The organism is Haloprofundus halophilus, assembly GCF_003439925.1.
GTDB classification, from domain to species: Archaea; Halobacteriota; Halobacteria; order Halobacteriales; family Haloferacaceae; genus Haloprofundus; species Haloprofundus halophilus.
The window spans coordinates 1-24904 of the sequence record NZ_QQRR01000003.1; the positions used below are offsets into that span (position 1 = coordinate 1).

At 65.8% G+C, this 24904-nt stretch carries 19 protein-coding genes; 11 read left to right on the forward strand and 8 right to left on the reverse strand.

Translation table 11 applies throughout. The annotated features are described in order from the left end of the window. Positions 1–1159 (forward strand): M28 family peptidase (locus DV709_RS15450; RefSeq protein ID WP_117595354.1); only part of this gene is annotated, 1159 nt, incomplete at its 5' end. A gap of 12 nt (positions 1160–1171) precedes the next feature. Here the strand turns inward: DV709_RS15450 and DV709_RS15455 are convergent. Further along, positions 1172–2437 carry a sulfite oxidase gene (locus DV709_RS15455; RefSeq protein ID WP_117595355.1) on the reverse strand — a complete coding sequence of 422 codons (1266 nt, stop codon included), beginning with the start codon at positions 2435–2437 and terminating at the stop codon, positions 1172–1174. A gap of 223 nt (positions 2438–2660) precedes the next feature. Between DV709_RS15455 and DV709_RS15460 the strand changes: the two genes are divergently transcribed. Together DV709_RS15460 and gdhB are read left to right on the forward strand one after the other, a co-directional pair. Further along, positions 2661–3839: a M24 family metallopeptidase gene (locus DV709_RS15460; protein ID WP_117595356.1), complete on the forward strand. Its 1179-nt coding sequence runs from the start codon at positions 2661–2663 to the stop codon at positions 3837–3839. A 55-nt stretch (positions 3840–3894) separates the two neighbouring features. Next, positions 3895–5145 (forward strand): glutamate dehydrogenase GdhB, encoded by a 1251-nt coding sequence (gene gdhB / locus DV709_RS15465; RefSeq protein ID WP_232819768.1) that lies wholly within the window; start codon positions 3895–3897, stop codon positions 5143–5145. Positions 5146–5205: 60 nt separating this feature from the next. Here the strand turns inward: gdhB and DV709_RS15470 are convergent, their stop codons facing one another. Beyond that, positions 5206–8433, reverse strand: coding sequence for an FAD-binding and (Fe-S)-binding domain-containing protein (locus tag DV709_RS15470; protein WP_117595358.1), 3228 nt, complete (start codon positions 8431–8433; stop codon positions 5206–5208). Positions 8434–8442: 9 nt separating this feature from the next. Continuing rightward, positions 8443–9414 (reverse strand): D-2-hydroxyacid dehydrogenase, encoded by a 972-nt coding sequence (locus tag DV709_RS15475; protein WP_117595359.1) that lies wholly within the window; start codon positions 9412–9414, stop codon positions 8443–8445. Between the two features lie 174 nt (positions 9415–9588). Here DV709_RS15475 and DV709_RS15480 point away from each other — a divergent pair, with 174 nt between their 5' ends. Together DV709_RS15480 and ilvA are read left to right on the forward strand one after the other, a co-directional pair. Beyond that, positions 9589–10869 carry an amidohydrolase gene (locus tag DV709_RS15480; RefSeq protein ID WP_117595360.1) on the forward strand — a complete coding sequence of 427 codons (1281 nt, stop codon included), beginning with the start codon at positions 9589–9591 and terminating at the stop codon, positions 10867–10869. Then, on the forward strand, positions 10866–12215 hold the full coding sequence (gene ilvA / locus DV709_RS15485) for a threonine ammonia-lyase (protein WP_117595361.1): 1350 nt from the start codon (positions 10866–10868) through the stop codon (positions 12213–12215). The genes DV709_RS15480 and ilvA overlap by 4 nt, the downstream gene beginning before the upstream one ends. Before the next feature lie 122 nt (positions 12216–12337). Here the strand turns inward: ilvA and DV709_RS15490 are convergent, their stop codons facing one another. Both DV709_RS15490 and DV709_RS15495 read right to left on the reverse strand, forming a co-directional pair. Beyond that, positions 12338–13690 carry an aminotransferase class III-fold pyridoxal phosphate-dependent enzyme gene (locus DV709_RS15490; protein ID WP_117595362.1) on the reverse strand — a complete coding sequence of 451 codons (1353 nt, stop codon included), beginning with the start codon at positions 13688–13690 and terminating at the stop codon, positions 12338–12340. Between the two features lie 120 nt (positions 13691–13810). Further along, complete coding sequence (locus tag DV709_RS15495; protein ID WP_117595363.1) at positions 13811–15454, reverse strand: BCCT family transporter; 1644 nt, start codon at positions 15452–15454, stop codon at positions 13811–13813. A gap of 524 nt (positions 15455–15978) precedes the next feature. Between DV709_RS15495 and DV709_RS15500 the strand changes: the two genes are divergently transcribed. Further along, entirely contained in the window at positions 15979–16650 is a 672-nt protein-coding gene (locus DV709_RS15500) for a hypothetical protein (protein ID WP_117595364.1), read from the forward strand. Positions 16651–16674: 24 nt separating this feature from the next. Here DV709_RS15500 and DV709_RS15505 read toward each other — a convergent pair whose 3' ends face one another. Together DV709_RS15505 and DV709_RS15510 are read right to left on the reverse strand one after the other, a co-directional pair. Further along, positions 16675–17061 (reverse strand): Rid family detoxifying hydrolase, encoded by a 387-nt coding sequence (locus DV709_RS15505; protein ID WP_117595365.1) that lies wholly within the window; start codon positions 17059–17061, stop codon positions 16675–16677. Between the two features lie 83 nt (positions 17062–17144). Beyond that, entirely contained in the window at positions 17145–18524 is a 1380-nt protein-coding gene (locus tag DV709_RS15510; RefSeq protein ID WP_117595613.1) for an aspartate aminotransferase family protein, read from the reverse strand. A gap of 107 nt (positions 18525–18631) precedes the next feature. Here DV709_RS15510 and DV709_RS15515 point away from each other — a divergent pair, with 107 nt between their 5' ends. Next, entirely contained in the window at positions 18632–20293 is a 1662-nt protein-coding gene (locus DV709_RS15515) for an aldehyde ferredoxin oxidoreductase family protein (protein WP_117595366.1), read from the forward strand. A 44-nt stretch (positions 20294–20337) separates the two neighbouring features. Here DV709_RS15515 and DV709_RS15520 read toward each other — a convergent pair whose 3' ends face one another. Further along, on the reverse strand, positions 20338–21132 hold the full coding sequence (locus DV709_RS15520) for an IclR family transcriptional regulator (RefSeq protein WP_117595367.1): 795 nt from the start codon (positions 21130–21132) through the stop codon (positions 20338–20340). Between the two features lie 1180 nt (positions 21133–22312). On the opposite strand from DV709_RS15520, the gene DV709_RS15525 reads away from it, so the two are divergent. The 4 genes from DV709_RS15525 (at position 22313) to DV709_RS15540 (ending at position 24866) form a co-directional block, all read left to right on the forward strand. Then, positions 22313–22885 (forward strand): hypothetical protein, encoded by a 573-nt coding sequence (locus DV709_RS15525; RefSeq protein WP_117595368.1) that lies wholly within the window; start codon positions 22313–22315, stop codon positions 22883–22885. 167 nt (positions 22886–23052) lie between these two features. Then, positions 23053–23304: a DUF7542 family protein gene (locus tag DV709_RS15530; protein ID WP_117595369.1), complete on the forward strand. Its 252-nt coding sequence runs from the start codon at positions 23053–23055 to the stop codon at positions 23302–23304. Positions 23305–23364: 60 nt separating this feature from the next. After that, positions 23365–24402, forward strand: a complete 1038-nt coding sequence (locus DV709_RS15535) for an LLM class flavin-dependent oxidoreductase (RefSeq protein ID WP_117595370.1) — start codon at positions 23365–23367, stop codon at positions 24400–24402. An 80-nt stretch (positions 24403–24482) separates the two neighbouring features. Continuing rightward, positions 24483–24866 (forward strand): hypothetical protein, encoded by a 384-nt coding sequence (locus DV709_RS15540; RefSeq protein WP_117595371.1) that lies wholly within the window; start codon positions 24483–24485, stop codon positions 24864–24866. Positions 24867–24904 lie beyond the last annotated feature (38 nt).

Here is a 24904-nt window from a genome sequence, read left to right on the forward strand (position 1 = left end):
CGCCGTCGAACACGGCGACCGAGAGACGACGTTCGGTCGGTCGCACGAACTCGTCGAACTGCCGGGGACGCCCTCCGGCGAGGTGACGGGCGAACTCGTCGACATGGGCTACGGACTGCCCGAGGATTTCGAGGGCGTGGACCTCTCGAGCGACATCGCGATGGCGTCCAGTCTCACCCCCGACGACTACGGGCGGTGGGTCCACCGGTCGGAGAAGTACCACTACGCCGCCGAATCCGGTGCCGCGGCGTTCGTCTTCTACAACCACATCGAGGGAGCGCTGCCGCCGACGGGCAACATCGGCAGCGTGAACGGCCCCGGCCCGATTCCGGCCGTCGGTGTGAGCAAGGAAACCGGTGCGCGACTCCAGCGCTACTGCGACGCCGGCACCGTCGAGGCCGACCTCTCGGTCGAGGCCGAGGTCGGCCGCGGCACCTCGCGCAACATCGAGGCGACGGTCGGTCCCGACACCGACGAGGAGGTGCTGTTCACCGCGCACGTCGACGGCCACGACGTGGGGACCGCCGCCAACGACAACGGGTTCGGCACCGCAATGGTCGTCGAAGTCGGGAAGATGTTGGCACAGGTCGCGGACGAGTTGGAGACGAAAGTTCGCCTCGTCGTCTTCGGGGCCGAGGAGACCGGCCTCTACGGGTCGTACTACTGGAGCCACACCCACGACCTGGAGAACGTGAAGTGCGTCGTCAACGTCGACGGCGCGGGCTACTCGCGGAACCTCGAAATCCACAGCCACGGCTTCGAGGCGATAGCCGACGCGTTCGACGCCGTCAGCGAGGAGTACGAGATTCCCGTCCACACCGAGGACGGAATCCGACCGAACAGCGACCACTGGCCGTTCGTCCAGCGCGGCGTCCCGGGCGCTCAGGGTCGCTCGTCCTCGGACGGGAGCGGCCGCGGGTGGGGCCATACCCACGGCGACACCCTCGACAAACTCGACGTGCGCGACCTGCGCGACATGTCGATTCTCTGTGCCGCGGGCGTCGCGCGACTCGCCCGGAGCGACGTCGAGACCGACCACGTCGACGACGAGGAGATTAAACAGGCGTGTCTGGACGAGGGTTTCGACGTCGGGATGAAGGCGACGGACGCGTGGCCGTGGGGCGGGCCGAAAGACTGGCCCTGGGCGGACGAACTCTGAATCGGGGGTGACTCACCCCTCGGTTCGACTGCCGCCGTCGGAGTCGAGCACCGTTACTTCGACGCCGTTCGGTTCGTAGGCGTTCGCGGCGTATCCGCCCTCGTTCCAGGGGTAGGCGTCTTCGTCGAGCGCGTCGCGCCAGTCGTCGGGTTCCGAAATCGTCGCCGGCTGTCGTCGCCCCCGGTCGTCCGTCGCACGCGACAGCAGCGCGTGTCGGCCCGGTTCGGCGCGCCAGTCGTACCGGAACAGCCGCCACGCGCCGGCGTACTCCGGGCCGAACAGCTCCGCGTCGCTCCAACTCCGTCCGCCGTCGGTCGAAACCTCCACGCGTTCGACCGCGTCGTCGCCCGCCCACGCGACGCCACGAACTTCGACGGCGCCGTCCCGCGGCGTCACCGCGTTCTCTCCGTCCGGAGTTCCGATAACCGACTTCACGTTCCCGTCGAACGTGTACGGGTGGTCGACGGCCCCTTCGAGTTGCTCCCACGTATCGACCGTCTCCACCGATTCGTTCGCGTCGGGGTCGACACCGCGCGGGTGGATGCGGTAAGCGACCTGCTGCCAGAACGCGTGCTCACCAGAGCGGTCGAGCGAGCCTTCCGTCACCATCGAGTCCATCACTCTGAGTTCCTCGACCCACTTGACGTTGTTCACGCCGTACCAGCCGGGCACGACGAGTCGAACCGGGTAGCCGTGCTCTCGCGGGAGCGGTTCGCCGTTCATCTCGTAGGCCAGAATACAGTCGTCGAACGCCTTCGAGAGCGGAATCGACCGCGCGAACACGTCTCCGTCGTCCGAGAGGTCGCCCCCGATAGCCGTCAGCCACCCATCGCTCGGAGCGGTGACGCCGTTCGCGCGGAGAATCGAACTGACGGGGGCTCCGGTCCAGATAGCGGTGGCGGCGGCCTCGAACCCCCACTGAACGCTCCCCGTCTCCGGTCGGTGCTGCCCTCGGCCGTTGCCCGCGCACTCCATCGTGTGCGCCACTGCGACCCGCGGAAACTCCTCTTTGAGGGCTGCCACCGAGACCGCTCCCGCCAGTTGACCGGTGAGCGAGACGGTCCACGCCTCGGCGTCGATGGCCGGAATGTCGTTTCTGTGGCAGACGAAGTGCTCCTCGATTGGCGTCAACCAGTTCGCGAACGTCCGTCGTCGGGCGGCTCCGACGACGGTGTACTTGTCCGCCTCGTCTCGCGTCTCCCGCACGCCGCCGTCCTTCACCCGAAGAATCTCCGCTATCTCCCCGTGACGGGTCTTGCGCGGTCGTTCGGTAGCCATGCTATCAGTACGCACGTAGCGGGGATAATCTCTCTTACCGCGACAGGGGAAGTTCGCCGTTTTCGAGGGGTTCTACCGTCGTCGAGGCGGTTTCTGGGTCACGGTGGCGCGAATCCGGTCCCGTTATTCGTCCGCGTTCGGCGAGGGGTACACAGAATCCGTTTCTAACGTACACAAAAAAGTTATACAGTCCCTCCCCGAACCGTCAACGCGAGACGTTGTCATGGCTCAAGCGGTGTTCGATACAGCGGAGTACGACCGACGAATCGCTCGGACGAAAGAACGGATGGAGGAGGAGGGGTTAGACGCCGCCGTCGTCAGCGACCCGGCGAACATGAACTACCTCACCGGCTACGACGGGTGGTCGTTCTACGTCCACCAGGCCGTCGTCCTCACCCCCGACCGCGACGAACCCATGTGGGTCGGCCGACAGATGGACGCGACGGGCGCGCGCGCGACGACGCGGCTCTCCGAGGAGAGCATCCGCCCGTACAGCGACGACCACGTCCAGTCGCCGCGGGACCTCCACCCGATGGATTTCTTCGCCGAAATACTCTCGGAACTCGGCGTCGACGACGGCCGAATCGGGCTGGAGATGGACGCGTACTACTTCACCGCGAAGTCATACACGCGCCTCCAGAAGAACCTGCCCGAGGCCGACTTCGAGGACATCACGCTGCTCGTCAACTGGGTGCGCGTGAAGAAGTCGGAGGCGGAACTGGAGTACATGAAACAGGCCGCCCGCATCTCCGAGAACGCGATGCAGGCCGGCCTCGACGCCATCGGCGAGGGCGTCCCCGAGTACGAGGCGGCGGAGGCCATCTACTCGGCGCTCATCGACGGCACCGACGAGTACGGCGGCGACTACCCCGCCATCGTGCCGTTGATGCCGTCGGGCGACTACACCGGGACGCCGCACTTGACGTGGACCGACCGTCCCTTCCGGAACGGCGACCCGGTGCTCATCGAACTTTCGGGCTGTCGACACCGCTACCACTCGCCGCTCGCGCGGACGACGTTCGTCGGCGACCCGCCCGAGGAGGTCGAAGAGACCGCCGAGATCGTCGTCGAGGGGATGGAGGCGGCGCTCGACGCCGTCGAACCCGGCGTCACCTGCGAGTCCGTCGAGAAAGCCTGGCGCGACACCATCGCGAAGTACGGCGTCGAGAAGGCCGACCGCATCGGCTACTCGATGGGGCTCGGCTACCCGCCGGACTGGGGCGAACACACGGCGAGTCTCCGTCCCGGCGACGAGACGGTGCTCGAAGAGGGCATGACGTTCCACACCATCCCGGGACTGTGGTTCGACGACTTCGGCGTCGAACTCAGCGAGACGTTCCACGTCACGTCGAACGGAGCAGAACCGCTCGCCGACTTCCCCCGACGGCTGTTCACCGCCTGAGATGACGACGACAGAACCGACAGAGAAAACTGAACGGGCGACGGACTCCACAGAGATGACCGACTCCGAATCGACGTTGTCGAACGCCCGTCGACAACTCGAACGCGCAGCCGCCAACGTCGACATCGACGCGGGTGTCGTCGAGCGGCTGAAACACCCGACCCGAGTCCAGCAAGTCTCCATCCCGCTGCGCCGCGACGACGGGACGCTCGAGGTGTTCACCGGTTTCCGGGCCCAACACGACGACGTGCGCGGGCCGTACAAGGGCGGCCTGCGCTATCACCCGGAGGTCAACGCCGAGGAGTGCATCGGCCTCTCGATGTGGATGACCTGGAAGTGCGCCGTGATGGACCTCCCCTTCGGCGGCGGGAAAGGCGGCGTCGCCGTCGACCCGAAGACGCTCTCCGACCGGGAGCGCGAACGGCTCACCCGGCGCTTCGCCGAGGAGATACGCGACGTCATCGGGCCGAAAAAGGACGTTCCGGCGCCGGACATGGGAACGGACCCACAGACGATGGCGTGGTTCATGGACGCCTACTCGATGCAGGAGGGCGAGACGACACCCGGAATCGTCACCGGTAAGCCACCGTCCATCGGCGGCAGTCACGGCCGCGAGGAGGCACCCGGCCGGAGCGTCGCCATCGTCACGCGCGAGGCCATCGACTACTACGACTGGGACGTCGAGGAGACGACCGTCGCCGTCCAGGGCTTCGGCAGCGTCGGTGCGAACGCCGCCCGCCTCCTCGACGAGTGGGGCGCGAAGGTCGTCGCCGTCAGCGACGTCAACGGCGCCATCTACGACCCCGACGGCCTCGACACGAACGACGTCGAGGGACACGACGAGCGCCCGGGTATGGTGTCGGGCTACGACGCGCCGGAGTCGCTCACGAACGCGGAACTCCTCGAACTCGACGTCGACGTGCTTATTCCGGCGGCCGTCAGCAACGCCATCACCGCCGACAACGTCGACGATCTGCAGGCGAAGCTCGTCGTCGAGGGCGCGAACGGACCGACGACGTTCGCCGCCGACACGATTCTCGAAGAGCGGGAGATTCCCGTGATACCGGACATCCTCGCCAACGCCGGCGGCGTCACCGTCTCGTACTTCGAGTGGCTCCAGGACATCAACCGCCGAACGTGGCCGCTCGACCGCGTCCACGAGGAACTGGAGACGGAGATGCTGAAGGCGTGGAACGCCGTCCGTACCGAGGTCGACGAGCGCGACCTGACGTGGCGCGACGGCGCCTACGCGGTCGCGCTATCGCGCATCGGCGAAGCGAAGGCGACGCGCGGGCTGTGGCCCTGATACGGCGTTCGCGCTGACCGTTCGACCGCTCTCTATTTTTGTGGCCCTAGGATTGTCGCGTCAGCGCCCGACCGCCTCGGCGACTTTCTCGATGGGGTGGGGCGGTTCCGGTGCCGACTCGTCGCGGTCGCCGAGTTGGGTCCGACAGGACGCGCCGGGTGCGACGACGGTTTCGCCGCCGCTCTCCTCGACCTGGTCGAACAGAATCTCGCCGATAGCTCTGCTCATCGAGTAGTGTTCGGCCTCGTAGCCGAAGCTCCCGGCCATCCCGCAACAGCCCGAGTCCAGCGGGTCGACCTCGTAGCCAACGCGCCGCAGGACGCCGACGGCGTGGTGGTCTTTCCGCGTCGCCTTCTGGTGGCAGTGGCCGTGGTACGTCAGCGACTCGGCGGGTGCCGACGGCGATAGCGCCTCGTCGAGGCGGAACGCGTCGAGATACTCCATCACGCCGTAGGTGTTTGCCGCGACGGCTTCGACGTCCGCGACGGGGACTGCTCGACCCGCGTCGCCCTCCTTCGACGACCCGCCGAGCAGGTCGAGGTAGTCCGACTGCAGCATCACCGCGTCCGACGGTTCCACGAGCACGACGTCCCAGCCGTCGGCGACGCGGGGGGCCAGCGCCGCAACGTTCGTCTCGGCGCGCTCCCGCGAGCGGTCGAGAAAGCCCTTCGAGTGGGCGGGCCGGCCGGTCGAGGTGACGCCGTCGGGGAGCGCGACGTGGACGCCCGCCGCTTCGAGCACGCGAACGGCCGCCTTCCCGGCCTCGGGGTGGTTGTAGTTCGTGTACGTGTCGGGGAACAGGAGAACCCGCCTGTCGGCCGACGACGCCGGAACGCGGGAGCCGCCGCGCTCGTCGAACCAGTCGACGAACGTCTCGCGGTGGAACGTCGGCAGCGACCGTTCCCGCGCGATACCGACGGTCTTCTCCAGTACCGTCCGCGCGCCCGGGAGCTTCGGTGCGAGGTTCGCGACGGGAGCGAGCGCCGACCCGAGGGCGTTGAGGCGGTCGACCTCCGAGAACAGGCGGTCGCGCAGGCTCGCACCGTGGCGCTCGTGGTGGGCGTGTTCGACCTCGGCTTTGAGCTTCGCCATGTCGACTTCGCTCGGGCAGTCGCGCGCACAGCCCTTGCAGCCGACGCAGAGGTCGACGATTTCGCGCATGAACTCGACGTCGTGACTCGATTCGGAGAGCTCGCCGCTCATCGCCTGTCGGAGCATGTTCGCCCGCCCGCGGGTCGAGAGGCTCTCCTCGTCGGCGGCGCGGTACGTCGGACACATCACGCCGCCCGTCGTGTCCTGTTCCCCGCGGCAGCCGCCGCAGCCGTGACAGAGTTCGGCCATCCCCTGGAAACCGTTCGCGTTCTCCCACTCGAGTGCGGGGTCGAAGTCGGGGTCGAACTCGTAGTCGGGGTCGAACCGCAGGTTCTCGGTCATCGAGACGACGTTCGCCCGCGGGGGTACGTCCGCCGGCGGCGTCTCCGACTCGTCGTAGCCGCAGACCTGACCGGGATTCAACAGCCAGTCGGGGTCGAACGCGGTCTTCAGGTCGCGGAACGCCCGCCAGAGGCGGTCGCCGTACAGTCTCCGGTTCCACTGCGAGCGCGCTCGGCCGTCGCCGTGCTCGCCCGACACCGAGCCGCCGAACTCGACGACGAACTCCGTCACCGCGTCGGCGATACGCTCGAACGCCGCCAGCCCCTCGACGGTCTTCGTGTTGACGAGCGGACGGACGTGGAGGACGCCCGGCCCGGCGTGGGCGTAGAAGCTCGTGTTCGCGTCGTACTCGTCGATGACCTCGCGGAACCGGTCGACGTACTCCGGGAGTCGTTCGGCGGGCACCGCGCAGTCCTCGATGAACGAGATGTGTTTCTCGTCGGTCGTCCGCGACAGCAGAATCGGCGCGGCCGCCTTTCGCATCTTCCAGAGCCCGGCGCGCTCCTCGGCGTCGTGCGCTTCCAGCGCCGCGAACGCGCGGGCGTCGTCGGCGAGTTCGGCCCCCGCAGACGGCGTCGTCTCGGGCGTCGCCGATGGAACGCGCGAGGCGAGGAGGTCGGCGACCTGCTGGCGGCCGTCAGCCTCGGAGTCGGCGTAGAACTCGACGAGCAGCGCGCCGCGCGTCCCCTCCGGGAGCGACGCGGCCACGTCGCGGAACTCGGCGGTTTCGAGCGCGAGGTCGATGAGCACGTCGTCGATGAGTTCGACGGCGGCGGGGCCGTGTTCGAGGATGGGCGCGACGTCGGCGGCGGCGTCGTAGACGTCCTCGTAGGTCAGGAGCGCGACCGCCTTCGTCTCGGGAATCGGTTCGAGCGAGACGGTCGCCTCGGTGACGACCGCGAGCGTCCCCTCGCTGCCCGCGAGCAGGCGCGCGAGGTTCACGGTTCCCGCCTCACTGTCGGGGTCGACTCCCGAGTCGTCGGGTGTCCGACGCTCGCCGCGGGCTTCGTCGACGAGCATGTCGAGGTTGTATCCCGAGACGTTGCGCTTCAGTTCGGGGTAGCGCTCGTCTATCTCGTCGGCTTCCTCGTCGAGGATGCGAATGACCTCGGCGTAAATTCGGGGGAGAAGGTCGCTCTCCGGTTCCGTGTCGCCCCACGCGCTCGACTCGGGGTCGGCTTTCTCGCGGAGTTCCGACACCTCGATTTCGCCGAACGTCGTCACGGTGCCGTCGGCGAGGACGACCTCCGCTTCCTCGACGTAGTAGTCGGTCTTCCCGTACTTCAGCGAGTGCGCACCGGTCGAGTTGTTGCCGATAGCGCCGCCGAGGACGCTCCGGTCGCCCGCCGCCGGGTCGGGTGCGAACTTCAGTCCGTGGGGGGCGACGCGCTCGTTCAGGTCCGCGAGAACCGTCCCGGCCTGCGCGGTCGCTCTCTCCTCGTCGGGGTCGATATCGACGACGCCGTCCATGTACCGGGAGAAATCGAGGACGACCGCCTCGTTGACGGCTTGCCCGGCGAGACTCGTACCCCCGCCGCGTGGGAGAACCGGAATCCCACGCCGGGCGCAGTAGTCGACGACTGCCGAAACGTCGGCCGTCGACGTGGGGAAGACGACGCCGATGGGGACGACCTCGTAGGCGGAGGCGTCGGTCGCGTACAGTTGCCGAGTGTACTCGTCGAAACGCACGTCGCCGTCGACGCGCGACTGGAGGTCGCGGACGAGACCGGGGCGGGCCACGTCGCCGCCGACGTAATCGTACTCCGCGCGCGGGTCGACGGCGGGGTCGGTCGCGGGTGAGTCGGCCGAAGAATCGGTCGCGGTCGGGTCGGCTGAGGGGTCTGTCGCGGTCATCGACGACGCTCAGGCCGACTCCGGCGCGAGCAGTTGGTTCACCAGTTCGTCGCCCGCGTCGAGGCGGTCGACGTTCTCGGCGACGATGTCGGCGAGGCGGTCCCAGTGTTTCGGCGTGTGACCGCCCGTGTGCGGCGTGATGAGGCAGTTTTCGAGGTCCCACAGCGGGTGGTCGGCCGGTAGCGGTTCGGGGTCGGTCACGTCGAGCGCCGCGCCGCGAATCTTGTTCCAGCGAAGCGCCGAGACGAGCGCGTCGGTGTCGACGATGCCGCCGCGAGCGGTGTTGACGAGCACCGCATCGGGTCGCATCGTCGCGAACTCGTCCTCGCCGACGAGGCCGCGGGTCAGGTCGTTGAGCGGACAGGCGAGGACGACGTACTCGCTGCGCGAGAGCGCGTCGTGAATCGCGTCCTCGTCGAAGCCGACGACCTCGTCGGTCGGTCCGCCCTTCTCGGGCGTGTAGCGGACGCCGATGGTGTCGACCTCGAACCCCTGCAGGCGCTGGACGAGCGCCTCACCGATGGAGCCGAGTCCGACGACGGTGACCGTGCTGTCGGCGAACTCGTGCGACTGGAAGTGACGCCACTCCGAACGCTGCTTCCGTCGCCACCCCTCGTGGAGCCGACGGGTGAAGGTGAGCATGTTTCCGATGGCCTGTTCGGCGATACCGGGCGCGTGGATGCCGCCCGCGTTGGTGACGGCGACGCCGTGCTCTTCGAGCGCGTCCATCGGCAGGTGGTCGGTGCCGGCGAACGTGCAGGCGAACAGTTCGAGGCGTTCGGCGCGCGCGAGCTGCTCCTCGTCGATGCCGATTCCGGTGACGACTCGCGCCTCCGCCACGAGTTCGCGTTCCTGTTTCGGCGTTCGGGCGAGCGCGACCGTCCGGTCGGGGAGGCGTTCGCGCAACAGCTCGGCGTACGGTTCCATCGAGAGTCCTTCCGTCCCCTCGCGGAGGACGACGACGTCGGGGTTCGTGGTCATCTGAGTGTTTCCTCTGCCGGACAGCGGCGGTCGGACTGGCCGTCACTCCCGACCCGCGCATCCGTCCGGCGCGTATGGTCGTACCATTGTTAGAGTGCGACTTAGTGTTTTTGTGTAACCGCCATCAACGAAAATCGTTCACAGTTAAGTGCGTGGTCACTGTCACACTAGCGCATGGCCGAGTCTGTACGAGCGCGACTGAGCGAGTTGCGACGAGAGCTCCACCGGTATCCGGAACCCGGCTGGTGCGAGTTCCGGACGACCGCCCGGCTGGTCGAGGAACTCCGGGACATCGGCGTCGACGAACTCGCGGTCGGACCGGAGGCGTACGACCCCGGCGACCGGATGGCCGTTCCGCCCGAGGACCGCTTGGAGACGTGGTACGAACGCGCCCGAGAGCGCGGCGTCGACGACGACCTGCTGGAGAAGATGGCCGGCGGCAACACGGGCGCCGTCGCCGTTCTCGACCGCGGCGAGGGACCGACGGTCGGTCTCCGCGTCGACATCGACGGGCTGTTCATCGAGGAGTCCGACGACGGCGACCACCTCCCGGTCGCGGAGGGGTTCCGCTCGGAGACCGGCGAGACGATGCACGCCTGCGGCCACGACGCCCACATGACCTGGGGGCTCGCCACCGTCGAAGCGATAGCGAACAGCGATTTCGAGGGCCGACTCGTCGCGTTCTTCCAGCCCGCCGAGGAGATCTCCGGCGGCGGCTGTCCGATGGCGAAAAGCGAGTACGCCGAGGAACTCGACTACCTGTTCGCCGTCCACGTCGGTCTCGACCACCCGACCGGCGAGGTCGTCGCCGGCATCGAGCGACCGCTGGCGATGTGTCACGTCGAGGTCGACATCGACGGGACCTCCGCGCACGCCGGCAAAGCGCCGCAGGACGGCGACAACGCGATTCAGGCGCTCGGAACCGCCATCCAGAACGTCTACGGCATCCCGCGGCACGCCGACGGGATGACCCGCATCAACGTCGGGCGAATCGAGGGCGGAACGGCGAGCAACATCGTCGCCGAGGACGTGGAGGCGGTCGCCGAGGCTCGCGGCGAGACGACGGCGCTGATGGAGTACGCCAAGGAAGAGCTCACCCGGACGTTCGAGACGGCCGCGGAGATGCACGGCTGCGAGGCCGACGTCACCGTCGCGAGCGAGAGCCCCCGCGCCGACAGCGACCCCGAACTCGTCGACGTCGTCGCCGACGTCGCCCGGGGGGTCGACGGCGTCGACACCGTCGTCCCGACCGCCGACTTCGGCGCGAGCGAGGACGCGACGTTCCTCATGCAGCGCGTCCAACGAGAGGGCGGCCTCGCGTCGTATCTCATCGTCGGCACCGACCACCCGACGAGTCACCACACGCCGACGTTCGACGTCGACGAGCGAAGCCTCGAAACCGGCGTCGAACTGCTCACGGAGTCCATTCTCGCCGTCGCGGAGGACGGACCGTGAGCTCGCCCTCCGGAGATTCAGGAGGTTCCGGCGACCCGGAAGGCTCCGGCGACCCGGAAGGCTCCGGAGAGTCCGACGATTCCGGGTCGTCGGGCGACGTACCGTCCGCCGACGAAGTCGTCACCGCTGCCGACGTCGAAGCCGCCCGCGAACGACTCGAAGAGGTCGTCCACCGGACGCCGCTCGACGGGTCGACGACGTTCGCCGAGCGCAGCGGCGCCGACGCGGTCGGGCTCAAACTGGAGAACGTCCAGCGGACGGGGTCGTTCAAGATTCGCGGCGCGTACAACGCGATGGCCCAACTCTCCGAAGCGGAGACGGAGACCGGTGTGGTCGCCGCCAGCGCCGGCAACCACGCACAGGGCGTCGCCCTCGCCGGACGGTTGCTCGACATCGACGCGACCATCGTCGTTCCGGAGGTGACGCCGGCGGCGAAGATCGACGCGACGCGCGGCTACGGGGCCGAGGTCGTCGTCGAAGGCGGCGACTACGAACGGTCGTACGAGCACGCGTTGGAACTCGCCGAGGCGGAGAATCTGACGTTCGTCCACCCCTTCGACGACGAGCGCGTCATCGCCGGCCAGGGGACCGTCGGCCTCGAACTCGTCGAACAGATGCCCGATGTGGACACCGTCCTCGTCTCCATCGGCGGCGGCGGACTGATTTCGGGTATCGCGACGGCGGTGAAAGCCGATAATCCGAACGTTCGCGTCGTCGGCGTCCAACCCGAGGGGGCCGCCCACGCCAAACCCTCGCTCGAACGCGACGAGATACACACGCTCTCGGAGGTCGACACCGTCGCGGAGGGTATCGCCGACGCCCGGCTGCTGGAGAAGACGTTCGCCGCCGTCCGCGAGCGCGTCGACGACGTCGTCTCGGTGACCGACGGAGATATCGCCGTCGCCACGGCGCTCCTCGCCGAGCGAGCAAAAACGGTCGCCGAGGCGGCGGGAGCCGCTCCGGTCGCGGCGCTTCTCTCGGGAGCCGTCGACGTCGAGGGCGAGCGAGTCGTCGCGGTGGTCTCCGGCGGGAACGCGAATCTCGCCGACCACGCCGAACTCTGTCGGGTCGGTCTGGAGCGACTCGGCCGCTCCGCCGAACTCCGTCTGGAACTCGCGGAGTGGCCGACGGCTCTCGGCGACGTGACCGACGTCGTCGAGCGGGAGGGTGCGGAACTCGACGCGCTGGAACGCACCCGGCGCACGGCGGCCGACGACCTCAATCGGACGCCGGTCCGCCTCGGTGTCGCGGGGAGCGGCCCCGACCACCTGCGCGACGTGGTGGCCGAACTCGAGGCGTTGGACGGCGTCAGCGTCGCGAGGCACAGCCTCGACAGGGACGTATAGCGAAGCACGAGTATAGCTGACGGTTCGACGCCGTCACGCGTTTTTGCGCTGTTTCCTTCCGGTCGCTCTTTGAGCGGCTCCGACCGTCTCAGGCCGGGAACTTCGAGTGGCTCCCGACCGTCTCAGGCTGGCGCCTTCGAGGCGACGTCGTCAATCGCCTCGTTGAAGATGCCGATACCCATCTCGATTTCGCGCTCCGTCGAATCCAGCGGCGGGAGCAGGCGAATTGTCTTCTTCCCGCAGCCGAGGGTGAGCAGACCGCGTTTCAGCGCCGCTCGAACCACGGCGTCGCGGCGCTCCTTGGTGTCGAACTCGACGGCGAGCATCAGACCCTTGCCGCGGATGTCGTCGACGTACTCGCGCGCGTTGTCGCGCAGCAGTTCTTTGGCCTGACGGCCGCGCTCGGTCGCGTTCTCCAGGAGGTCGTGTTCCTCGATGGCGTCGAGCGTGAACGCCCCCTGCATCGAGGCGAGGAGGTCGCCGCCGCCGAACGTCGACCCGAGTCGGTTCTTCTCGGCGGGGAATATCTCGCTCTTCGAGATGGTCGCGCCGACGCGTAGCGCCTTCGCGCTCGCGATGACGTCCGGTTCGATGGGGTAGTGGTCCGAGGCCCACATCTCGCCGGTCCGGCCGACGCCCGACTGTATCTCGTCGACGACGAGCGGGATGTCGTACGTCTCGCAGACGTCGCCCACCTCGGCCATGAACGCCTCGTTCGGGAAGCGGTAGCCGCCGACGCCCTGGATGGGTTCGAGGACGGCGAAGGCGACCTCGTCGGGGTCGACGTGGCCGCCCTCGGGTTCGAGCGAGTCGCGCAACTGCGAGCCGTTCGCGCCGACGAAGCCGCAGTCACAGTCGTCCGCGTCGGCACAGTCGCAGAACGGTATCGTTTTGACGCCCGAGATTTCGGGGTAGTGACGGGTGTACACCGACTTCGAGAACGTCAGCGACAGCGTCCCGAGAGTGCGGCCGTGGAAACTCCCGTCGAACGCGTAGGCGTACTTCGCGGCCGGGTTGTGGTCGTGCGTTATCTTCACCGCGTTCTCGACGGCCTCAGCGCCCGAGTTCGAGAGGAACACCGTGTCCATCCCGTACTGACTCGACACGTCGACGAGCTTCTCCATCAGGTGGCTCGCGCCGGGAAACTCGGCGGTTTCGGGGTCAGCCCCCGCACCGAAGTACATGTCCTGGCCGGCTATCTTCATCGGCTCGACGAGGTCGAACTCGCGGAGTTTCGAGACGATTTTCTCGTTGTTGTAGCCGAGCGGGGCCGCGCCGATGTGACACGTGAAGTCGAGGAGAACGTTGCCGTCGACGTCGGTGACGAACGGGCCGTCGGCCTCGGCGGTCACGTCCCAGACGAACTCGTGGGAGTACTCGCTCGGCGCCGCGTGTTCGGTGTGGAACTCGATCCAGTCGCGCGCGTTGGGTCCGGGAAGCGTAGCTGTGTCGGGCTCCGCGGTATCCCTGTCCATACACAAAGAACGTGTATGGCATACATTAAAACTTGTTATGGTCTGACAGCGTCGGCGACCCCGTAGCGGCCGCTGACCTCGACGAAAGGCGGTCGAGAGGTGGCGGTCGACGACTGCCGGTCAGTCGTCGTCGGCCGCGGGCTTCTTGCGCGCCGACGTCTGGTCGGCGTCGCCCGGCGAGCCGAACAGCGTCGTCCGCTCTTGGAGCACCACGCGGCCGTGGTTCGACCCGAACTCCTTGATGAGTCCGAGCAGTGCGAGCAGACAGACGAACGCGAACGGCGCGCCCGTGATGATGACCGCCGACTGCAGCGCGTTGACGCCGCCGAGAGTCATCAGAATCGCGGCGAACATCCCGAGGACGACGCCCCAGAAGATTCGGTTGATGCTCGAGGGGCTGGCCTTCCCGCCGGTCGTCATCATCGACACCGCGAGCGTCGAGGAGTCCGCCGACGTGATGAAGAACGTCGTCACGAGTATCATGAACGCGATCATGAACACCGAGCCGAAGGGGAACGCCTCGAACAGCGCGTAGCCCGCGACGGCCTCGCCGTGCGTGCCGATGGGACCGAGCAGGTCCGTGACGCCGTTGTGCTGGGCCCAGACGGCCGAGCCGCCGACGACGGTGAACCACGGGATGGTCGCCGCCGACGTGGCGATGATGCCGGTGAACGCGACCTCGCGGACGGTCCGACCCTTCGAGATGCGCGCGATGAACAGCCCCGCGAACGGCGACCACGAGAGCGCCCACGCCCAGTAGAAGACGGTCCAGGCGTTCATCCACTCCGTGGCCTCGGGGTTCCCCGCGCCCATCGCGCCGGCACCGGTGAAGAGGCTCATCGAGACGAAGTCCGTGATCATCCCGCCGACCGCCTGCGTGCCGAGCAGCACGAGAAACACCGACGGACCGACGATGAACGTCGTCACCGTGAGGAGTCCGAACAGAATCATGTTGAAGTTCGAGAGCCGACGGATGCCCTTGTCGACCCCGAGCACCATCGACAGCGTGAACATCAGCGTCATCGCCGTCACGACCAGGATGACGCCGGTGCTCCCGAGGTCGATACCCCACTGGTAGTCGAGGCCGGTGATGAACTGGCTGCCGATGAACCCCAGCGACGTCGCCACGCCGCCGATGGTCGCGAAGACGGCGATGATGTCGACGACCTTCGCCCCGACGCCGTCGAGGTTGTCCTTGCCGAGAACCGGTGCGAGCGCCGAGGAGACCCGCAGCGGGATGTGCTCGTAGTTGTAGGTGAAGTAGCCGATGGCGATGCCCATGATGGTGAACACCGCGAGCTGCGGGAGCGCCCAGTGGAACAGCGTCTGCTGGACCGCGACGACCATCGCCTCCGGCGAGCCGGCCGACACATCGAACAGCGGCGACGGGCTGTCGTAGTAGAACAGCGCCTCGGTCGGTCCCCAGAAGACGACGCCCGCGGCGAACCCGGCGGAGTACAGCATCGCGAAGAACGAGAAGAAGCTGTACTCCGGCGGTTCGTCGCCGAGTGTGGCGCTACCCCACGGACCGACGATGAGGAACAGCAGGAAGACGACGACGAGGAAGACGATCAGCAACAGCGCCCAGTTGAGATACTGGTTCATGATGCCGTTGGCGATGTCGATGCCGGTCTGGACGCCGCTCGGGTTGATGAAGTACAGCGCTATCAGGCCGACCGTCAGGGTCGCACCGAAGAGGAACACCACCGGGTCCAGCTCCTCTCGGAAGCGACCGAACGGTCCCAGGTCGTCGGACGCGCTCATCTGTTACCACCCTCCCGCCGAACGGGAGCTCCGTCGTTTGGACGCTGCGACCCACCGGAATCGGGCGGTGTCTTGTCGTTCGCACACTGTGCGTCGTTTCGTTCGCCGCGTGGATGATATCTTGGATGCATGAGCCTGTCCCCTGTCAACGCTCACTGTGCTATGCGGTGTCGCACGTCATGGCTATCAACAATGAAACAGTTAAACATTACGGTTACTGAAACCGCTGGATACGGTATTCGTTTACTATTCTCTGAATTTAACGACGGTTAGGTCCGCTGTGACCTCCGGTCCGCTGCGGCCACCGAACGCGAGAGGGGCGTTCCCGACATTCCCGGCGTTCACGTCCGAGTCGACGGTCGATAAGCAGGCCGAGGAGCGAGAACGGCAACCGAAACGAGAGTTCGAACGCCCTAGTACACAGATTCTGAGGGGTGCCTCTATCCTCCGATAACGAATAAAACGAGTCTGTACGGTCGCTGATGGTCGTAATACTTACTTTCACCCGTCCACACGAACTGTGTATGGAGAACACCCCCGACGAGACGGACGCCCCCGGAAACGCGGAGACGCGAGGCGGCCTCGCCTACTCGGCGGACCGCGGGCGCGGCATCCTCACCCCCAGCGACAGAGAGTACCTCCTGGGTCGGAAGACCGACTACACCGAACACTCGAAGAAGCAGAAACGGAACCGAATCCGTCGCCGACTGCGCAACGCCGTCCTCGACTTCACCATCCTCTTCGAACATCTCGAAGACAGAGACCGAGAGACGGTGTTCAACCCCGACGACGACGCCCGCGACGCGTACACGCAGGGTATCACCGACATGCTCGCGTTCCTCCACCTCGGGACGATGGGCTACTACACGCCGTTCAAGGATATGCTCGCGCAGGGCGTCAACAAGGCCGAACAGGAGCTCGCCGGCTCCGACTACCGGATGGTGACCGTCGACTTCAACGTCGAACCGGTCGGCCGAATCGACGTCGACGAAGTCGTCGACAAACTGGAGTACGGCGAGTTCGCCGACCTGACCGACGAGGAGCTGCGCGCGTTCACCAGACTGCTCGCCGACTCCGACGAGTTCTCGGCGGCCGACGTCCGCTCGGAGATGAAAGCGCAGATGTCGGCGTTCATCGAGCAGATCGACACTGCGACCGAACGACGCGACCGACGATTAGAAGAACTGAACGACTGAAGGGCGGTTGCCGGTCGGCTGTTCCTATCCGAGATACGCGACGGCGTCCATCTCGACGCGGACGTCCCCCGGAAGGCGGGAGACTTCGACGCAGACGCGCGCCGGCGGGTCGCCGGAGAACTTCGCGCCGTAGGCTTCGTTGACCCGGTCGTAGTCGTCGAGGTCCGTCAGGTAGACGGTCACCTTGACGACGTCGTCGAGGCCGTCACCGCCCGCTTCGTCGACGACGGCGGCGACGTTGTCGAGCACTCGCCCGGTCTGGTCCTGTACGTCGCCGTCGACTTCTTCGCCTGTCTCCGGGTCGACGGGACCGTAACCGGAGACGTACAGCGTGTCGCCGGCGGTGACGCCCTGCGAGTAGGGGTTGTCGTTGCGCGGTGCTTCGTCCGTGACGATTCGTTGGGTCGGCATCTTCTGTGGATTCTTCGGGTCGGGTGTGGTCGGAAATCGGTCCGGTCGAAATCAGTCGAAACCGGTCGCGGTCGAGAGTCGGTTCAGACGCGCTGTTTCTCGGCCGTGACGGTCTCTATCGCGTCGACGATGACGTCGAGCGCCGTTTCGGCCAGCTCTTCCGTGAGCACGAGCGGCGGCAACAGTCGAAGCACGTTGCCGTGGCGGCCGGCCTTCCAGACGAGCACGCCGTGCTCGAAGCAGTAATCCTGGACGGCGTCGGCCGCGTCGTCGTCGGGGCGTCCCTGCTCGTCGACGAGCGCCGCGCCGATGAACAGCCCCTTGCCGCGAACTTCGCCGACTCGGGGATTGCTCTCGCCGACTTCCTCGAGCCGTGTGCGGATGTAGTCGCCGAGGTCGCGAGCGTGCGCCAGCAGGTCGTGTTCCTGGATGTACTCGATGGCGCGGGTCCCCGCCCGCATCGCCACGACGTGGCCGCGGTACGTCCCGGCGTGGTCGCCCGACCCCCACGTGTCGAGGTCCTCGTGGTACATCGTCGCCGACAGCGGGAAGCCCGTGCCGCCGAGCGCTTTCGCGGAGGTCATCACGTCGGGCGTCACATCGTACCACTCGCTGGCCCACCACTGCCCGGAGCGGCCGAGGCCGCTCTGTATCTCGTCGAACACGAGGGGCACCTCGTTGTCGTCGGCGATGTCCCGGAGGCCCTTCAGGAACCCTTTCGGCGGAGCGACGACGCCGCCCTCGCCCTGGATGGGTTCGACGAAGATGCCCGCCGGGTTCGCGAGGCCGCCGTACGGGTCCTCGAAGATGGCCTGTACCTCTTCGAGCGCGTGGTCGACCGACTCCTGCGGGCTCTTGCCCTGCTCGAAGGGGTTCGGGTACGGCGCGTGGACCACGTCGGCGAGAAGCGGGGTGTAGTTGCCTTTGAACCCCTTGTTGCCGGTGAGACTCATCGCGCCGCTGGTCGCGCCGTGGTACGCGCCGCGGAAGGCGACGAGTCCAGTCCCCTCCGTGTTGTACTTCGCGAGTTTGATGGACGCCTCGATGGCGTCGCTGCCGGTCGGGCCGCCGAAGACGACTTTGCTGTTGCCGCTGAGGCTACCGGGGGCGATCTCGTCGAGTTTCTCGATGAGTTCGAGGCGGGCCTCGGTCGGGAAGTCGACGGTGTGGACGAGTTTGTCCGCCTGCTCGTGGACGGCTTCGAGAACGTAGGGGTTCGCGTGGCCGACGTTCAACACGCCGATACCGGCGAACATGTCGATGAACGTGTTGCCGTCGACGTCGCGGACGGTCGCGCCTTTCCCCTCCTCGAAGGCGACGGGGATATCCTCGGGATACGCCACCGCACTGCTGTCGATCTCGCGCTGTTTCTCCAGCAGCGCTCGGGAGTTCGGTCCCGGAACGGAGTCGACGTTCGGTGCATCGTCGTAGTGCAGTTCGGCTATCGGTGGCCCTGCGGTCATGGTCGAGACCATGAGGAACAGTCATAAAAATGTTGTCCACGGTTCCCATGGAAGACGTACACAGTATCCGTAACCACTTTGGCGGTGCGCGAGCGACAATCACGGTAATGTTGCACACAGTTGGACCGCTCCTGACGGTCGACGTCGGGGCCCGAGAGAGCCGAACCGAGAACGTCGACGACGTCCTCGAATCGTACATCGGCGGCCGCGGCGTCGCGACGAAACTCGCCCACGACCGGATTCCGTTCGACGTCGACCCGTTCGGCGCGGAGAATCGCCTGTTCTTCACGACGGGGCCGATGCAGGTGTCGAACATGAGCTTCACCGGCCGGATGAACTGTACCGGCGTCTCGCCGCTCACCGACGGGTTGGTCTCGTCGAACGCCGGCGGGTTCATGTCCAGAAACTTCGCCGATACGGGGTACGCCGCGGTCGAACTCGTCGGCGCGAGCGACGAACTACTCGCCGTCCACGTCACCGACGAGAGCGTCGAGTTCGAGGCGGTGCCCGAGCTTGAAGGGGCGACCGTCTCCGAGGTGGGTGCGTACATGGAGGACGAGCACGGACTCGGCGTCGAGAACCTCGCCGTCGCCGGCCCGGCGGGCGAGAATCACGTCCGCTTCGCCTCCATCATGACGAGCGACGAGCGCGCGTTTGGCCGCGGCGGACTCGGTGCGGTGCTGGGCTCGAAGAACGTCAAGGCGATCAGCTTCGAGGGCGACTCCGCGCCCGACATCGAGGTCCCGTCCGGACAGATGGAGATTCACCGCGAGGCGGCGACCGACGACCACATCATGAAACGCCAGGGGACCGTCGCGGTGATGGACCTCGCAAACGAGATCGGCGGCCTGCCCTCGTACTACTTCTCCGAGCAGCAGTTCGAGGGCGTCGAAGGTATCAACGGCGACGCTGTCGAGTCGAAGAAGTACAAGAAAGGGACCTGTTCGGCCTGCGCGTTCGCCTGTAAGCTTCCGACGAGAGACGAGGAGCGCGGCGTCGAGACGGAGGGGCCGGAGTTCGAGGTGGCGATGGCGTTCGGGTCGAACTCCGGTGTCGACGACATCGTCGACGTGATGAAGTCCAACGAACTCTGCGACGAACTCGGACTGGACGCCATCTCGGCGGGCAACACCGTCGCCGCGTACCTCGCGAGCGAAGACGAGTTCGGCAACCGGGAGCTCATCTGGGACCTCGTCGAGAAGATCGCCCATCGGGAGGGCGTCGGCGACGACCTCGCCGAAGGAATCGACCGCGTCCACGACGAACTCGGCGTCGAGAACTGGACGGTGAAGGGGCTCGACTTCGCCGCCCACGAGGGGCGCGTCCTCCACGGACAGGGGCTGTCGTACGCAGTGGCGAACCGCGGCGCGGACCACATGTACGCCGTCTTCTACTCGCAGGAGTACCCGCTCGTCCCCGAGGACGACGCGATGGACCCGACCGGACTCGACGGCAAGCCCCGGCGCCTCATCGAGAAGGAGAACCAGATGGCGCTCAACGACAGCGGCGTCGTCTGCAAGTTCTCCCGTGACTACATGACGCCCGAGCGGTACGAGATGCTGTTCGGCGCCGAGTTCGAGGAACTGCTCGAGGTGGGTGATCGGGTCGTCGCGCTGGAACGCCACTTCAACAACCAGCGTGGCTTCGACCGCTCTGACGACGTGCTCCCGTACGACCTCCCCGACTTCGAGACGGCGCTCGACGAGTACTACGAACGCCGCGGATGGACGAACGACGGTGTGGTTCCGGACGACGCGGTCCCGGCGTAATCCGTCGACGATTCGCCGACAGCACCGTTTTCTCGGTTCGCCGGTCAGGCACCCTCCCCGCCAGATGTCGCGCCGTACATCTCCGACACCTCCCGCTCGAACGTCGCTACCGCCTTGTTTAGCAACTCGACCTGTGCTGCCTTCGTCTCGTCGTCGATAGCGTAGGACGGACCGGAGAGGTTCAACGAACCGTACACCTCCCCGCGGGGAGATTTCACCGCCTTGCCGACGGCCCAGAGACCTTCGATACCCTCCCCGTCGCTCTCGGCGTACCCCTGCTCTCGGACCTGTCGGAGTTCTTCGAACAGCGCCTCCTCCGTCGAAATCGAGCGCTCCGTCGCCGCAGGAAGCCCCCATCGGTCGACGATCTCCCGGACCCGCTCTCGCGGGTACTCGGCGACGATCGCCTTTCCGGAGGCGGTCGTATGGATGTGGAAGGGGCTCCCGTCGACGAGAAACTGCGGGAAGTTCGTGAAGTCGAGGTCACCGTACATCGAGACGATCCGGCCGTTCTCCTCGACGGCGAAATCCGCCTCCAACGCCGACTCCTGCGAGAGGTGAGCGATCGCTTCCTCGGCGATGCGGCGATACTCCTTTCGGGTTCTGACGTAGTCGCCGAGGTGGCAGAACTTCGCGCCGAGATGGTACCGGTTGTCCTCGCTGATAACGTATCCGTGCTTCGCGAGCGTGTTGAGGTGACTGTGGACGGTGCTCTTCGCGAGCCCCGATGCCTCCGCGAGTTCGGCCAGACTCGCCCCCTCCAGTTCGAGGATGTGCTCGACCAACTGAAGGGAGAGCGCGGTCGTCTGGAGCACCCGTCCCGTGTCCCGGTTCGTCATAGCCATCGGTCGGACGGAACCACCAAAACTGTTTGTGACTGCACTCGCGCCGCCGCTTCGCGGTCTTATCCACTCTCCAGCCTCTCTCGTCCCGACTCAGGTGCTCCGTACCACACACCCCGACGGGAGAAACGACCTGACGATGATCTACCGTTCCCGAAGCGCGAACAGTTATTACGAACTCTGTCTCGGAACCCCGGCGGAAGTATATCGTTGGACCGTTGCACGTCGAGGTAAGAAGTACGAAAACCACGGATATCCCGTCACAGAGAAGTGGCCGACGAACCGAGTCGCGTCGGTACATTACCGCTCGGCCGCACGTCCCCAGTTCGCGACGCGCGAACGTTTTTATAGCCCGACGGTCTGGTAACGCCCCGTTGCCATCACAGAACTAATTCTGTTATTTCGCGTGGTAGTCGGTGACGTAGGACGAGAGTCGACCCAGGTTCGACCGACCGCTTCCTTTTGGACCGACGACCGTGAGGGAAGAAAACTAGGCGATGCCGCGGGCAACACTCCTGAACCACCGGTAGTTGATAAGCGTTCACACGACACGAACGGCGTCGGATTCGGTTCTCCCCGAGAGCTGTCGCCGCCGTTCGTCTTCGAGAGGCGGAACAGCTGCGTCACTGGACGGATCCGTTCGCCGTGACCGCGTGGAGCGAACGCTCGTCGGTCGAACTCGGACGATACACGTCGAAGGCGTGCTGATGTTCGCCACATAGAATTGCATATTACAAACACTACCATTCAATCAAACGCGTGAGCTTTCGTCACCGCACTATTTACACGTACGGTCCCTGTCTCGTTCTATCACTGCTATAATAGGTAGCTCTCCGATGTTAGGATCGCGTTTTTACAATACTGTTAACGTCCATCGAGATGTCGCGTACCACTGCTCCTACGTTTCTCACTCGCCGGTCCTGTTACTGTGTTTACCCCTTCGTAAGGTGAACAGCCAACCAACCGCGTCTCCTCGTGAGTTTCATCGACGGCGCCCGACCAATATGGGTATTGCATTGCTCACACACTATTCGTGGTTTTGGCGGCAGACGCTCGGTTTCCCGCGTGGTCGGCGGAACGAGTTCGGCGTCGCTCCTGTCTCGGGTGCTCTGCGCGCGGTTCGAGCGGTCACTAAACTCTTTCTTCACTGATTTCGTACCGACTGTAGGTTCTGTTCATGAAACGAGACACGCCGACCTCGGCGACGCAGTTGGGTGAGTGTATCATCAGAGGCGCGACTGTCGCCGTGTTCGTCGAGGGAATCCGGCAACGAAACCCGAACGCCGTCGCGAACACCGCGTTCATGTTTTTGGGCACGTATCTCCCGAGTGTCGTCGAACGAGTGTACGGCGTCGAATACCAACCGTGGCAGCGGGTGTACACCGAGTGCACGATGCTCGCTCACGCTGTCGGCATGCTCGACCTCTACGACGAGACGTGGTGGTGGGACCACCTCACCCACGTCCTCTCTGCCACGCTTCTCGGGGGGTTCGTCCACGTCGCATCCCGTCACCGCGGTCGCAATCCCACCCGAGACGTCCTCGCCTCCATCGTCGTTGGTGGTCTGTTCTGGGAGGCGATGGAGTTTCTCATCCATCGGGTGTCGAGAGCCCTCGGAGTCGAACCGATGCTCGTCTACTACGGTCGCCGCGATACGGTGGGCGACCTCGTGTTCAACCTCGTCGGGGCGGTTCTCGTCTTCGTGTTCGGCGATCGACTCCTCCAGAACTTCATCCAGAACGCCGACTGACTATCCCCGAATCGGTCGACTCGCACACGTTCGAGGGAACCTACGACTTCAATCGTGAACGGACGACGGCTCACATCAATCGTGGGCGGACGACGCCTCACCACGCGCCGTTTCTGACGAGCGCGTACGACCGGAGCGCTTTCGTCGCTCAGGCCCAAATCAGTGGTATGGACGAGGGGAACATCGTAATCGAGTGTCGTGATTGCACGCTCGTAGAATCGTTCGCAAATCTGGGTCGTGCACGCGTTGCCCTCGACGACCACGAGTCGGAGACCGGCCACAGCGTCGACTGGCAGATAAACCGCGTCGCGGCCGGCGTCGAACGGGCGGGTGCCGACGCCGGCGTCTGTGGTCTCTCCGGCTGCGTGAACGCGGACTCTCCGCTTCTCGACTGGCGTCTCTCTGACGAGTGCGAGTAGCGCGCGAATCTCTCGACGGCGAGTGCCAAGTGTTATTCCTCGCAGTCACCGAAGCCAGATATGGAGCTTTCTGTCGTCGATTTGTCCCCCGTACCCCGTGGCGGCACTGCGGCTGATGCGTACGCGAACACGATAACGACCGCCCGACAGGCGGAGCGTCTCGGGTACTCTCGGTTCTGGGTGGCCGAACATCACGGGATGGGAGAGACGCTCGCGGGAACGACACCCGAGGTCTTACTCGGGCGTCTCGCCGGCGAGACCGAGTCGATTCGACTCGGGTCTGGCGCGGTACTGCTGAACCACTACAGCCCGTTCAAAGTCGCCGAGCAGTTCGGTGCGTTGGACGCGCTCGCGCCTGGACGTATCGACGCTGGACTCGGACGGGCGAACGGATCGCCGGCGGCCGACCGAGCGCTCGGAACCGACCGATACGTCGAGAACCCCGACGAGGACCACGCGGAGAAGATCGAGGCTGTCGTCAACCATCTCTACGACCAGTACCCCGACGGACACCCTTACAGCAAACTGCAGATTCCCGCCTCGGGCAACGGTCCGCCCGTCCCGTGGGTGCTCGGGTCGAGCCCGTCGAGTGCGGCGCTCGCAGGAAAGTTAGGACTTCGGTACTGCTTTGCGGCGTTCATCCGACCGCAGTTCGCCACCGAGGCGTTCGAGGAGTATCGCAACCAGTTCACGCCGTCACGGCTGGCTGGGAGCGTCGAGGAGCCGGAGGGGATAGTCGCGGTGAACGCGGTTTGTGCGCCGACCGACGAGGAGGCCGCACGGCTGCGAGCGGTGGCCGAGGCGTCGTTCCAGCGACTCCAACGTGGAGTCGTCGGTACGAGACCGTCAGTCGAAACGGCTATCGACGAACTGGGTGGTGTCCCCGAACCGACGCCCGCCACCCTGGATGCCGGAGAGTGGCCGCGAGCGATTTCCGGAAGTCCCGAAACCCTCGCGGGGCTTTTAGAGCAGCTGTCGGACCGTGTCGGCGTCGACGAACTGATGATTCAGCACGTCGTCGACGAACACGAAAAGGGGCTTCGGTCGCACGAGCTCTTAGCCGAGGGTGTCGGACTACAGCCTCGAATTCAAAACTAGTGGCTACGAGCCACTTCGACCAGCGTTGCTAGATACAGGGCGCATATTCATCACCATCGGTGCGGCACTCTCACGTGACAATGTTGCGCAAAATCCTCACCGCAGTCTGTATCGTAGAACTCGTTTCGCCGAAAGCGCTCATCGCTGCCGCAGAACAGATTGCCCTCGAGAACCCCGGCGAATGTGAGTACGAACCGTGGGTCGTTCCGGGTGCCCGAATCGAGGGTCTGCTCTTCTTAGTTCTCATGTGGCGCTCTGACGCCTCCTACTCCGGTTTCAAGAAGCTGCTCGGTTTTATCGGAGTGCTGGCTTTCCTGTTCCCGAGGGCGTACGTCGACTACGGCTCTGAGTTGGCGTACGCGGATGCGACCGACTGCGAGTGGCGGTCGTGGGTGTATCCCGGAACTCGAGCCGTCGGTCTCCTCTATCTGAGTATCGCGCTCAGAGAATCGCTTAGAAAGTGACGACAGGACCGGTTCGTCTCGGGTTTTATCGGACCGTC

Bases quoted from the DNA above. Each gene is read 5' to 3' on its own strand.
- DV709_RS15495 (WP_117595363.1), bottom strand. From the start codon at position 15,454: ATGAGCGCGTCCGACGACCTGGGACCGTTCGGTCGCTTCCGAGAGGAG.
- DV709_RS15475 (WP_117595359.1), bottom strand. From the start codon at position 9,414: ATGACCACGAACCCCGACGTCGTCGTCCTCCGCGAGGGGACGGAAGGA.
- gdhB (WP_232819768.1), top strand. From the start codon at position 3,895: ATGACCGACTCCGAATCGACGTTGTCGAACGCCCGTCGACAACTCGAA.
- DV709_RS15525 (WP_117595368.1), top strand. From the start codon at position 22,313: ATGAAACGAGACACGCCGACCTCGGCGACGCAGTTGGGTGAGTGTATC.
- DV709_RS15490 (WP_117595362.1), bottom strand. From the start codon at position 13,690: ATGGACAGGGATACCGCGGAGCCCGACACAGCTACGCTTCCCGGACCC.
- DV709_RS15530 (WP_117595369.1), top strand. From the start codon at position 23,053: ATGGACGAGGGGAACATCGTAATCGAGTGTCGTGATTGCACGCTCGTA.
- DV709_RS15500 (WP_117595364.1), top strand. From the start codon at position 15,979: ATGGAGAACACCCCCGACGAGACGGACGCCCCCGGAAACGCGGAGACG.
- DV709_RS15470 (WP_117595358.1), bottom strand. From the start codon at position 8,433: ATGACCGCGACAGACCCCTCAGCCGACCCGACCGCGACCGATTCTTCG.
- DV709_RS15510 (WP_117595613.1), bottom strand. From the start codon at position 18,524: ATGACCGCAGGGCCACCGATAGCCGAACTGCACTACGACGATGCACCG.
- DV709_RS15455 (WP_117595355.1), bottom strand. From the start codon at position 2,437: ATGGCTACCGAACGACCGCGCAAGACCCGTCACGGGGAGATAGCGGAG.
- DV709_RS15515 (WP_117595366.1), top strand. From the start codon at position 18,632: ATGTTGCACACAGTTGGACCGCTCCTGACGGTCGACGTCGGGGCCCGA.
- DV709_RS15520 (WP_117595367.1), bottom strand. From the start codon at position 21,132: ATGACGAACCGGGACACGGGACGGGTGCTCCAGACGACCGCGCTCTCC.
- DV709_RS15460 (WP_117595356.1), top strand. From the start codon at position 2,661: ATGGCTCAAGCGGTGTTCGATACAGCGGAGTACGACCGACGAATCGCT.
- DV709_RS15505 (WP_117595365.1), bottom strand. From the start codon at position 17,061: ATGCCGACCCAACGAATCGTCACGGACGAAGCACCGCGCAACGACAAC.
- DV709_RS15540 (WP_117595371.1), top strand. From the start codon at position 24,483: ATGTTGCGCAAAATCCTCACCGCAGTCTGTATCGTAGAACTCGTTTCG.
- DV709_RS15480 (WP_117595360.1), top strand. From the start codon at position 9,589: ATGGCCGAGTCTGTACGAGCGCGACTGAGCGAGTTGCGACGAGAGCTC.
- DV709_RS15535 (WP_117595370.1), top strand. From the start codon at position 23,365: ATGGAGCTTTCTGTCGTCGATTTGTCCCCCGTACCCCGTGGCGGCACT.